Below are 11662 nucleotides of genomic sequence, written 5' to 3'. Positions count from 1 at the left end.
TGCCTGGCGGCTTTAGCGCGGTGGTCCCACCTGACCCCATGCCGAACTCAGAAGTGAAACGCCGTAGCGCCGATGGTAGTGTGGGGTCTCCCCATGCGAGAGTAGGGAACTGCCAGGCATCAAATTGTAGGGGCGGCATTTACGCCGCCGGTTAAGAAGCCTCATGCTCACGCATGGGGCTTTTTTGCGTCTGTGTCCCATACGAGGACAGCATTTATGCCGCCAGAAAGTCCCTTCCCGTTATTTATTCTCCAGCCTTTTCTCCAACCAAAGTCACGACAATCGGGTAAACTATACCCAGATAAATCAGTAAAGGCACAGTCATGTCCGGCGATATCAATTCATTGAAGTCCTTTAATACGTTTGCAATCGACGCCAGCGCACAACAAATCATCATCGTTGAAACGGCGGCCGAACTCTCTCAGGCATGGCAAGAGAGCCAGGAGACGCAACGCCCTTTTCTGTTGCTGGGTGAAGGCAGTAACGTGTTGTTTCTGGAAAACTACACCGGGGTTGTTGCGATCAACCGACTGAAAGGGATCAAAGTTACCGAGGATGATGATGCCTGGTATCTGCATATTGGCGCCGGTGAAAACTGGCATGCACTGGTGGAGTACAGTCTGAAAAACGGCTTTTCCGGGCTGGAAAATCTTGCCCTGATCCCCGGCTGCGTTGGTTCGGCGCCGATCCAGAATATCGGTGCCTATGGCGTGGAGCTGGATCAGATCTGTAATTACGTCGACGTGCTCAATCTGAGAAGTGGCGAGACGGAACATATCAGCGCCGCAGCATGCCAGTTTGGTTATCGCGATAGCGTATTTAAACATCACTATCGGGAAGGTTACGCCATTGTTGCTGTGGGGCTACGGCTTAATAAGATCTGGCAGCCAGTGATGACCTATGGTGATCTAACCAAACTGGATCCGGCCACGGTAACGCCGCAGGAGATCTTTGATAGTGTCTGTCAGATGCGTCGTAGCAAACTGCCGGATCCACAAGTAACCGGCAATGCCGGGAGCTTCTTCAAAAACCCGCTGGTAAGCGCTGAACAGGCGGCAACCATTGCCAGCGAATTTCCAAATATGCCGCAATATTGGCAGGAAAATGGTCAGGTAAAGCTGGCGGCCGGCTGGTTAATCGATCAATGTGATCTGAAAGGATATCGTAACGGCGGAGCGGCGGTTCATCGTCAGCAGGCACTGGTGATCATTAATCAGGAAAGTGCCACGGCACAGGATATTGTCGCGCTGGCCCATGATATTCGCCAGCGCGTCGGCGCAAAATTTAATGTCTGGCTCGAACCCGAAGTGCGTTTTATTGGCGCCGTCGGTGAAAAGGATGCTGTCGGGGTGATCGCATGAAAGATAATACTGTCCCGCTGGCGCTGGTCGGTATCTTAGCTGACGGTGAATTTCATTCTGGTGAACATCTGGGTGAAACGCTGGGCATGAGTCGCGCGGCGATTAACAAGCATATTCAGACCTTAAAAGACTGGGGCCTGGATGTCTTCACTGTTACCGGCAAAGGTTACAGCCTCTCTGCACCCCTCCAGTTACTCGATGAAGAAAGTATCGCACGGCAACTGGATCAAAACCCGGTCGCAGTTATTCCGGTGATTGATTCTACCAACCAATATCTGTTGGATCGCATGGACTCGCTGCAGTCGGGTGATGCTTGTGTTGCTGAATACCAGCAGGCCGGACGCGGGCGCCGTGGCCGCCAGTGGTTCTCCCCGTTTGGTGCCAATCTCTATTTTTCAATGTACTGGCGACTGGAGCAGGGGCCGGCAGCGGCGATGGGGCTGAGTCTGGTTATTGGTATTGTGATGGCGGAAGTGTTGAAACAGCTGGGTGCTGACGAAGTTAAAGTGAAATGGCCCAACGACATCTATCTGCATGATCGTAAACTGGCCGGTATTCTGGTTGAACTCAGTGGTAAAACCGGAGATGCGGCACAAATTGTGATTGGCGCCGGAATTAATCTGGCGATGCGTTCAGCAGATACGACGGTGGTGAATCAGGGGTGGGTCACGCTGCAGGAAGCGGGTATCAATATCGACCGCAATGTGCTTACTGCCATGCTAGTGAATAAGATGCGACACACATTACTGGAATTTGAACGCGAAGGATTAGCGCCTTTTGTTCAGCGCTGGTCGGTACTGGATAATTATCTCAATCGTCCGGTAAAACTGCTGATTGGCGATCGGGAAGTTCTGGGTATTGCCCGCGGAATTGATCAGCAGGGCGCGCTACTGCTGGAACAGGATGGCGTAACCAAAGCCTGGGTTGGCGGAGAGATATCTCTCCGGCCACAGCAGTAATATTGTTTTAGCGGGAGGCTAAAATGCCTCCGGCTGAGAACAGCAGAAGATAAGTTAATTCCCCCTGCCGGTTATGATGCACTATCATCGTCGGCAATATACCATCTTAACGAGTTGGATATGGGGGCCGGTGTAACGATAACTCGCTGTTGTTGAACAAGTTTAAGTAACAAGCTCCGCGTCTGATAGATGCCCAGTTCGCAGTCTTCAGCGAGGACCCTGGTACTGATCCACTCATTAAACTCCGGCGGTGGTTGCTTCTGACAGCGTTTATGCAATGCATAATACAGCTGTTCCAGCAGTATATTGCGCTTATTCCCTCTACTGGTTTTCTCCGGGGCAACGGTTTTTTCCTGTTCTGGCCAGCTAATCGCGTCTTCAGTATGCAGCAGCAGATCGGAAGCCAAAGGCTGTAAAGGTAAATTTCCATTTCTCATAAATAGTGAACTCCTTATCAAATGAACTGGCAGAAAGACCAATTAGGATAGTTCTTGTAAATCCCTTTTAAACAGTTATTTATGAAAACGCGAGGCGAAGGTTCCCCACCGGGAAAAACCAAGCGTGGGCGATATTGTAGACGGTAAATGGTTTCGGTGAACTAATATTTTAATAAAATAGAAGTGAATAGTGTTTCATGCTGAACTGTGTGTTGTTGCGACTGCTTGTGTCGCAATTAATTGCCGGAAGTTATCTGATAAGTGAAAAGTTTTGTATTTTCCGACCTTAAAAAAATCCCTTTTAAATTCTTTTTCTTCTTTGTAAAGTTTATATGACAATTTGATGCGATGTTGCAGGCTGGAAAGGTAGCTTGCAAATTATTTCATTTTAAATGTCAACTGCATTCGTGGTTTATGCGTTGTCATAAAACTCCTCTTTAATGATGTGAACGATCATTGGGGCTATTTATGGCGTTCGCTATTTATAAACTCATCTCGATAACAGTGTTGATGTTTTCATCATAAAACATGAAAGCATGCCCTGTAAAAAATATGATTAAATTTACAAAGGATTAGGAATTAATGGAATTTAATAAAATCATGATGGCTGCGGTGATGATATTTGGTTCAGTTTCGATTGTGGATGCGGCAGACTCTGGTCATGGTACGGTGACTTTTCAGGGATCGATTATTGACTCGCCTTGTTCAATCAATCCGGACACTATTGATCAAACCATCGCTCTGGGTCAGATATCCAGTGTCGCACTTTCAGCAAGTGGCAACACCGGCAGCTCTCTGCCACGTCACTTTCAGATCAAACTGGAAAACTGTGACACCTCAACATTAAGTACGGTACAGAGCAAATTTACCGGCCCGGTATCAGACTATGATGCGGATAGTCTGGCGATCAGCGGCACCGCCAGTGGGGCCAGCATTGTAATGACCGACGGCAGCAACCAGAAAGTTAAACTGGGGGTTGCCACCACGCCTCAACCTCTGCAGACAGGCTTTAATACCTTAAGTTTTAATGCTTATCTGCAGGGGGGGGGTGCATCCGCAACCATTGTGCCAGGCGAATTCCAGAGCGTTGCCAATTTCACGCTATCATATCAATAAGCCGGGCGGGGCATGCGGAGAAGTTCGCCCTGTGCCCTTGTTAAGTGGTAATCCCGCCGCTATCAGGCATCTGTAATCTGAATGAAAGTTTTATCTGGCGTTAATTTTTTTCAAATGGGGCGCAATTAGTTACCATAAAATTACCGGGAAAGGAAAGGATATAGCCTGAACGCGAAATTGAGGTAAGTGTCTTAAAAATCTTTCGGCTTGTTATTCTGCTATCAGGTTAATTATCTGATGTCATGCACATTGGCCTGAAATTATGACACCAGAGTATTTTTGGTCTGATAACAACTAAAAATAAGAAATAATACCAATGACCAGTAAAAACAATGGACGTTTTAATTATTATGTGAAATGGATAAAATTTTTATTTTTTGTATGGCTGACAGGCGGTCAGTCGGTAGCTGCGGCAGAGATTCATTTCAATACTGATGTAATGGATCTGGAAGACCGGGAAAACATTAATATCGGGCTATTCTCACGGCAGGGCTTCATTTTTCCCGGAACTTATCAGATGACTATTATGCTTAACCGACAGGATTTACCGGAGCAGGAGATCGCTTTTTATCCGCCTGATAATAATCCTAATGGTAGCGAGGCTTGTCTGACCCCAGACGATGTGGCGACATTAGGTATTAAAACGGAGTTGCTGGGCAAACTTACCTGGTGGCGGCAGGGTGAGTGCCTTGATATTGCCAGTATTGCGGGCATGGAAGTGCATGGCGATCTGGGGCATGCGCTGCTTACCGTTAAGATCCCGGAAAGCTGGCTGGAATATCTGGCGCCGAATTGGGATCCCCCCTCACGTTGGGATGAGGGGATTCCGGGGATATTGCTGGACTATAACCTGAATATGCAGCTCCTTGAACAGCATCAGTACCACTCTAAGGGTTACAACTACAGTGGTAATGGCGTGACCGGCGCCAATCTGGATGCCTGGCGTCTGCGCGCTGAGTGGCAGGCAAGCGGGGCGCATAGCAGCGGAAGCGGCGTTAGCAATCAGCAGACGTTTGACTGGAGTCGTTATTATGGCTGGCGGGCGATTCCTCGTCTGCGCGCACGGCTCACGCTGGGTGAGGACTATCTTAACTCCGCCATTTTTGACAGCTTCCGCTTTGCCGGGGTTAGTCTCAATTCAGACGATAGTATGTTGCCTCCCGGCCTGCGTGGCTATGCGCCGGAAGTTAATGGCATTGCCAGGACCAATGCGAAAGTAGTGGTAAGTCAGCAGCAACGCATCCTGTATGAAACGCAGGTTCCTGCCGGGCCCTTTCGGCTTCAGGATCTCAGCGATGCGGTCGCCGGGAAGCTGGATGTGCGTATTGAGGAGCAGGACGGGACGGTTCAGCATTTCCAGCTGGATACCGCCGCTATCCCTTATCTTACCCGGCCAGGAATGGTGCGTTATAAATTTGCCGCCGGTAAACCTGCCGCTTATTCGCATCAGCTGGCCGACCCACTGTTTGTCACCGCTGAATTTTCCTGGGGCGTTGCGAATGGCTGGTCAGCCTATGGCGGCACGATGCTTGGTGATGATTATCACGCCCTGTCCGCCGGTGTCGGGCGCGACCTGTTTATCTTCGGCGCTCTTTCACTCGATACTACCTTCTCGCGGGCAGTTTTACCGGCGGATGAGACCTTAAGCGGCAACGCCTGGCGACTGAGCTATGCCAAACGTTTTAATGAGTCAGCCAGTCAGATCACCTTTGCGGGTTATCGTTTTTCCGATCGTGATTTTATGGCAATGCCTGATTATCTTGACGCCATTGCCCGCGGAGTCGCGGCCGACAGAAGCAAGCAGCTGTATACCGTTACTTTTAATCAACAGTTTCCCCGTTGGGGATTCGGGGCATACCTGAATTACAGCCATCAAACCTGGTGGGACCGTTCTGCCAGCGATCGTTACGACCTGACGTTATCGCGCTACTTTGATGTCGGGCGCTGGAAAAATATCTCAGCTTCGCTGGCGGGCTATCGCAATAAGTTCCGCGACAGTAATGATGACGGCGGCTGGCTCTCCTTTTCGTTACCCTGGGGAACACAGTCAACAGTCAGTTATAACCTCTCCTCCCAAAACCAGCGCTACGAACAGAGTGTGAGTTATTTCAGACACCTCAGTCAGCATAACAAGTATCAGTTAAATGCCGGTAGCGCATCTCAGGGCGGGGCAGTGAGTGGTTTTTATTACCATGACGGCGGCAGTGCCCAACTCAGCGCCAATGCCGGCTATCAGCATGGACGTTATACCTCTGCCGGATTGTCGCTGCAGGGAGGGGCAACGCTTACGCCTCAGGGCGGCGCCTTGCATCGCACATCCATTGCGGGGGGCACCCGCCTGCTGGTCGATAGCGATGGCGTGCCTGGGGTACCGGTGCGTGGATACGGTAGTCCGACAACAACCAACGTCTTTGGCAAAGCGGTGATTAGCGAGGTGAACAGTTATTACCGCAATAACGCGCGGATTGATGTTGAAAAGCTGGCTGACAATGCTGAGGCAATCCGCTCGGTGGTGCAGGCCACCCTGACGGAAGGGGCGATTGGCTATCGTAAGTTCAATGTGATTGCCGGTTTAAAAGCGATGGCCAATATTCGCCTTGAAGATGGCAGCTATCCGCCTTTTGGCGCGTTGGTACGCAACGATAAAAAACAGCAGACGGGAATGGTCAGCGAAGGGGGCAGCGTCTGGCTGAGCGGTATCCGCGCCGGTGAGAAAATGTCAGTGGAATGGGGCGGTGATGCGCAGTGCTATGTGGAAATGCCAGCGTCGCTGCCACAGCAGCAACTGGCGGAGATGCTCCTGCCTTGCCGCGTCTGAAGGGCGATCGTACGGGAGGGGCGCTGCCCCGGTTAATGATGGTTATAGGGATGAACAGTTATTCTATGAAATTGAAGTGGTTAAGCAAGGCAGCGACCGCCGCATCATTGCTGATGTTCGGCGTGCCCGCCAGCCTGGCGGCAATTGCGCTGGATCGTACCCGGGTGATCTATAACGCCGGTGACAAGGCGGTAGGTCTGAGTATCAGCAATGAAAACCCTAAATTGCCCTATTTAGCTCAGGGCTGGTTGACGGATGATCAGGGGCAGAAAATTACGTCGCCACTGGTGGTATTGCCGCCGCTGCAACGAATCGAGCCGGGGGAGAGAAGCCAGATAAAAATCCAGGCGCTGCCGCTGGCGGACTCCCTGCCTCAGGATCGCGAAACGCTTTTTTACTTCAACTTACGCGAAGTTCCGCCGCGCAGCGATAAGCCCAATACTTTGCAGATTGCGCTGCAGACCAGCATTAAGCTTTTTTATCGCCCAAAGGGGATTGTGGCGGGGGAAGCGGCACGACGTCAGCCGTGGCAGCAACAACTGACGCTCACCCGGCTGGGCGAACGATACCAGGTGCATAATCCTACGCCTTACTACATCACTCTTGTGGACGCGAAGCCGCATAGCGCGCAACCGACCGTTGCGGGTTTTGAGCCAGTGATGGTTGCGCCCTATAGCGAGACATTGCTGGGCGGCAAGGCCTCTTTGCTGGGTCTGTCGCCGGTGCTGACGTATATCAACGACTATGGCGGCCGCCCTGAACTGCTATTTCGCTGCGCAGAACAGTCCTGCCGTGTAACGCTTAATCATTAGTGCCCGGGAGCTACGCATATGGATCGATGCATAACACTGTTTCACCGCGCCAGGAGCGCAATGGCAATGGTTGTACTGGCGACGCTGAGTAATAGTGGCCAGGCCGCGCCACAGCAACCGATTACGCTGCGTGTGGCGCTCAGTGTTCCGGCTTGCGAAATCAACCAGGGGCAAGCCATTGATGTTGATTTTGGTAACGACGTATATACCAGTCAGGTGAATGGCGACAACTATAAAAAAACTATCGGCTTCAGCCTGAACTGTGACAGCAGCAGCCCCACCGCCATGCGCCTGCGATTTGAGGGCCACGGCGCCAGCTTCGATTCCGGCGTGCTGAGCACCACCATCCGCGACCTTGGTATCAGGCTGCTGCTGGGTAGCGGTGCAGGAGCGCCACTGAGACTGGGGAGTTGGGTTAATTTTGAACGATCGGGCGCGATGCCGATATTGCAGGCGGTGCTGGTTAAACGGCCAGGATCAACCCTGTCCGCCGGTGCATTTAGCGGCGCCGCCACCCTGGTCGTGGAGCATGTATGAGACGGGCCAGCCGGGGTGCATGGCGCAGCGGGCTGCCGGCTGCCATGCTGTTGATATCGGAGGTATACGCCAGTGCTGTTGCGGTCAATTTCAGCGGAACACTGATCGAGCCGCCCGCCTGTACGATTAACCATGGTCAGCGTATTGATGTCGATTTTGGCGACAATGTCGGTGCTCATCTCGTCGATGGTCAGAACTATCGGCGTACTATCGACTATCAGCTGGCATGCCCTGCCGCCGCACCGCCGCTGGTCCTCACGCTGATGATGACTGGAGGGGTCACCGAATTTGATGCGGCGGCGATCAATACCAATATCGCCGATTTAGGGATTCAGCTGCTACATGATGGCATACCGCTGACGCTGAATATGCCGATCGCGCTGGATATGACACGACCACCGCTGCTGCAGGCTGTTCCGGTTAAACGGGCCGGCGCCAGCCTGGCCAGAGGGCGATTTGCCGCCACGGCCACACTGCATGCCGGTTATTGGTAGCCTTCAGCAGATGATGGCGCCATGACGCGAGGACAGGACAACGGAATGTGTATCACTCGTCGCGCAATATTAATCATCTTAATCGTGTTTCTGCTGCTACCCGCCGAAGCCGCGCGTGCAGGGGCTTATGTTTTTCCGGTCTCTTTTAACAATTTACAGGTTGCTCATAAGCTATTGAGTTGGGAAGAGAACGAAACCGATATTAACCCCTGTTATCAATGGCCGGCTTGTTATGTCGGGATGGATGTGATGTACAGCAGCCATGCCCCCAGTATGTACTCAAGCTGTGTTTTGCATCGCAACTGTATCCGCATTGAGGGCTACCGCACCCGCAAAGCAGTGATGGAGGCCTGGCGCCGCGACATGGGGATCCCTTTTTCCGGTAGTTTTACCGTCGAGGACCGCTCTGCCAGCTGTGTTGGTCTGTTTTATATCGATCAACCGAAACAGCCTGCGCCGGAGAATTATACTGCCGCACGCTTTCCTGGCTCGGTATGTGGTGAGCTGCCGCCGGTAAATCAGGCCTGCCATGTCGCGTTACAGCCGGAAATTGATTTTGGCATGCTTAATAACAATCAGGTCAATGGTATCAGCCGTGATATCAGCGGACAGCTGTATTGCGCCTTAGCCGGCACGATTACGCTGTACGGTGAGTCTTTGCTGGGAGAACCGGAGATTTACTTCGATGGCACGCGGAGAAACTTCTACAGCACCCTGAGGATTGATCATCAGGATGCCTCGGGCGGCGTGAGTTTCACCCTGCCGGGAAACGATGTGCGGCAGAGTTTCACGCTCAGGGCGACACTGCATGCGGCAACGCCACCCGAAGCCGGGCATTACGCTGGCACCGGCATTGTCTATATCTCTTATCTCTGAGGATGTTCCGGATATCCGGCATCGCAGCCGTATTCTGCGATGCCGGCCAGGCTATTTGCGTAACCGGACACATTCCACGGCGTGATTGGCGCTCTTGGTCATGATCAGACTGGCCCGCTCACGGGTAGGCAGAATATTTTCTTTCAGATTAAGCCAGTTAATCTCTTTCCATAACTGCATGGCGATCGCCACCGCTTCCTGTTCCGGGAGCTGCGCGTAGTGGTGGAAGTAGGAGTCCGGATCGGTAAAAGCACCCTGGCGGAATTTCAGGAAGCGATTGATATACCAGGTTTCCAGCAACTCTTCCGGGGCGTCGACATAGATAGAAAAATCGACGAAATCCGACACGAAAACATGATGCGGATCGTGCGGATAATCCATTCCGGTTTGCAGAACATTCAGACCTTCCAGAATCAGAATATCGGGCTGCTGCACCACTTTGTCGCCATCGGGAATAACATCATAAATCAGATGTGAATAAACCGGAGCGGTGACCTGTGAAGCGCCGGATTTCAGGTCAGAAACGAAATTGACCAGCCGGTGCATATCGTAGGATTGGGGGAAACCCTTCTTCTTCATCAGACCACGCTGCTTCAGCACGTCATTCGGGTGCAGAAAGCCATCGGTGGTAATCAGCTCAACACGGCGATGTTCCGGCCAGCGGCTAAGCAGCGCCTGCAACACGCGCGCAGTGGTGCTTTTACCGACCGCAACGCTGCCGGCAATACTGATGATATAGGGAACTTTCTGACCGTCCGTTCCCAGAAACTGTTCCAGTACCGCCTGACGGCGGACGTTGGAACTGATATAGAAATTTAGCAGACGTGACAACGGCAAATAGATCTCGGCCACTTCTTCCAGTGAGAGATCTTCATTAATACCTTTCAGACGCACAATCTCTTCTTCGGAAAGCGTCATGGGTACGGAGTCACGTAATGCAGCCCACTGGTTCCTGTCGAACTGTAAATAGGGCGTAGTTACCGGGGAATCTTTTTTGCTCATATGCATGCTTCTGCCAGCAAATATTTACCAGTCAGTACGTTGCCAGGGGCTGACGAGCTCGCGTCATCTCCTTTATCAACTAACGTAATCAGGTAAATTTCAGAAAACAATGCGCAGGAGGTTAACACCAGTAAGGCGGGAAAAAGAAGGAAAAAGATAAATGCGCGGATGCAATCGCAACGGCACCCGCACTTTTTAAATTTAGTTAACTGGCAACTGCGGGTCTGCGTCGATTAACAAACCAGCCAGTGGCATATATTAACCGGCGAGGTGGCGCGGGTGATGACATTTGTATGAAGATTGCGCAGACGGACGGACGTGAGGAAGATACTCTGGTTGGCAAAGGTTAGCGCGGCTGGCAGAAAAACCGCCTGCCATGCGCTTTTGCTGGACGATTTTTCTCCATTAAAGCGTTAATTTGCGAACTTTTGCACAAATAATAAGCGATAGCGCATTTATCGCAATTTTTTTGTTGCATCCCACGGCCGCACTTCCTAGAATGCGCGTCACTTGATGCCGGCTTAGCTCAGTTGGTAGAGCAACTGACTTGTAATCAGTAGGTCACCAGTTCGATTCCGGTAGCCGGCACCATCAAGTACCCAGGTGGGGTTCCCGAGCGGCCAAAGGGAGCAGACTGTAAATCTGCCGTCACAGACTTCGAAGGTTCGAATCCTTCCCCCACCACCATATTCAGGCTGAGCTCAAGCACAGTCAGGGCCAACAAGCTTAGCGGGTTGGCTCGAATAATAAGTCATCTTGTCTTATTATTCGCAAGCTACAGAAAGAACAGGTAGCCGAGTTCCAGGTTGCGGGCATCGTATAATGGCTATTACCTCAGCCTTCCAAGCTGATGATGCGGGTTCGATTCCCGCTGCCCGCTCCAAGATGTGCTGATATGGCTCAGTTGGTAGAGCGCACCCTTGGTAAGGGTGAGGTCCCCAGTTCGACTCTGGGTATCAGCACCACTTCATAATCTCCCTCCCTGATTCTTCTCTGTGACAATAAAATTCAACAGTTCAGGCTATGCCTGGTTGATGTGGTGATATCACCGATTTATCCGTGTCTTAGAGGGACAATCGATGTCTAAAGAAAAATTTGAACGTTCAAAACCGCACGTCAACGTCGGTACTATCGGCCACGTTGACCACGGTAAAACTACCCTGACTGCAGCTATCACCACCGTACTGGCTAAAACCTACGGCGGTTCTGCTCGTGCATTCGACCAGATCGATAACGCGCCGGAAGAAAAG

General features: G+C 51.6%; 11 protein-coding genes, 4 tRNA genes and 1 rRNA gene. 14 read left to right on the top strand and 2 right to left on the bottom strand.

Going from position 1 to position 11662, the window contains the following annotated elements:
• Positions 1 to 2: 2 nt before the first annotated feature.
• The 3 genes from rrf to birA all read left to right on the top strand — a co-directional run bounded on the left by rrf (position 3) and on the right by birA (position 2320).
• Positions 3 to 118, top strand: a 5S ribosomal RNA gene (gene rrf, locus JWF83_RS18435).
• Between the two features lie 205 nt (positions 119 to 323).
• Positions 324 to 1361, top strand: coding sequence for a UDP-N-acetylmuramate dehydrogenase (gene murB / locus JWF83_RS18430; protein WP_413651864.1), 1038 nt, complete (start codon positions 324 to 326; stop codon positions 1359 to 1361).
• Entirely contained in the window at positions 1358 to 2320 is a 963-nt protein-coding gene (gene birA / locus JWF83_RS18425) for a bifunctional biotin--[acetyl-CoA-carboxylase] ligase/biotin operon repressor BirA (RefSeq protein WP_413651863.1), read from the top strand. The genes murB and birA overlap by 4 nt, the downstream gene beginning before the upstream one ends.
• 71 nt (positions 2321 to 2391) lie before the next feature.
• Here the strand turns inward: birA and JWF83_RS18420 are convergent, their stop codons facing one another.
• Positions 2392 to 2757, bottom strand: a complete 366-nt coding sequence (locus JWF83_RS18420; RefSeq protein WP_413651862.1) for a hypothetical protein — start codon at positions 2755 to 2757, stop codon at positions 2392 to 2394.
• Positions 2758 to 3339: 582 nt separating this feature from the next.
• On the opposite strand from JWF83_RS18420, the gene JWF83_RS18415 reads away from it, so the two are divergent.
• From JWF83_RS18415 to JWF83_RS18390, 6 genes are all read left to right on the top strand, one after another.
• A complete protein-coding gene (locus JWF83_RS18415; RefSeq protein ID WP_413651861.1) occupies positions 3340 to 3873 on the top strand; it encodes a fimbrial protein in 534 nt (177 codons plus the stop codon).
• Between the two features lie 316 nt (positions 3874 to 4189).
• The gene (locus JWF83_RS18410; protein ID WP_413651860.1) at positions 4190 to 6691 is read left to right on the top strand and encodes an outer membrane usher protein; all 2502 of its coding nucleotides are present in this window, start codon (positions 4190 to 4192) and stop codon (positions 6689 to 6691) included.
• Between the two features lie 65 nt (positions 6692 to 6756).
• Positions 6757 to 7503 carry a fimbria/pilus periplasmic chaperone gene (locus tag JWF83_RS18405; RefSeq protein ID WP_413651859.1) on the top strand — a complete coding sequence of 249 codons (747 nt, stop codon included), beginning with the start codon at positions 6757 to 6759 and terminating at the stop codon, positions 7501 to 7503.
• Between the two features lie 60 nt (positions 7504 to 7563).
• Complete coding sequence (locus JWF83_RS18400) at positions 7564 to 8040, top strand: fimbrial protein (RefSeq protein ID WP_413651858.1); 477 nt, start codon at positions 7564 to 7566, stop codon at positions 8038 to 8040.
• Positions 8037 to 8534, top strand: coding sequence for a fimbrial protein (locus JWF83_RS18395; protein WP_413651857.1), 498 nt, complete (start codon positions 8037 to 8039; stop codon positions 8532 to 8534). The genes JWF83_RS18400 and JWF83_RS18395 overlap by 4 nt, the downstream gene beginning before the upstream one ends.
• Positions 8535 to 8579: 45 nt before the next feature.
• Positions 8580 to 9410, top strand: coding sequence for a hypothetical protein (locus JWF83_RS18390; protein WP_413651856.1), 831 nt, complete (start codon positions 8580 to 8582; stop codon positions 9408 to 9410).
• Positions 9411 to 9461: 51 nt separating this feature from the next.
• On the opposite strand, the gene coaA is transcribed toward JWF83_RS18390, so the two are convergent.
• A complete protein-coding gene (coaA, locus tag JWF83_RS18385; protein WP_413651855.1) occupies positions 9462 to 10412 on the bottom strand; it encodes a type I pantothenate kinase in 951 nt (316 codons plus the stop codon).
• A 515-nt stretch (positions 10413 to 10927) separates the two neighbouring features.
• On the opposite strand from coaA, the gene JWF83_RS18380 reads away from it, so the two are divergent.
• The 5 genes from JWF83_RS18380 to JWF83_RS18360 form a co-directional block, all read left to right on the top strand.
• A tRNA-Thr gene (locus JWF83_RS18380) sits at positions 10928 to 11003 on the top strand.
• Positions 11004 to 11014: 11 nt separating this feature from the next.
• Positions 11015 to 11099 (top strand) — tRNA-Tyr (locus tag JWF83_RS18375).
• A 121-nt stretch (positions 11100 to 11220) separates the two neighbouring features.
• A tRNA-Gly gene (locus JWF83_RS18370) sits at positions 11221 to 11295 on the top strand.
• 6 nt (positions 11296 to 11301) lie between these two features.
• Positions 11302 to 11377: transfer RNA gene (locus JWF83_RS18365), tRNA-Thr, on the top strand.
• Between the two features lie 114 nt (positions 11378 to 11491).
• Positions 11492 to 11662, top strand: a 171-nt coding sequence (locus tag JWF83_RS18360; protein ID WP_235163334.1) for a GTP-binding protein, incomplete at its 3' end; no start/stop codon positions are given.

The organism is Pantoea sp. B65, assembly GCF_047308185.1.
Taxonomy (GTDB): domain Bacteria; phylum Pseudomonadota; class Gammaproteobacteria; order Enterobacterales; family Enterobacteriaceae; genus Erwinia.
The sequence above is the reverse complement of the archived record's forward strand: the minus strand, read 5'-3'. Positions and strand labels throughout refer to the sequence as shown.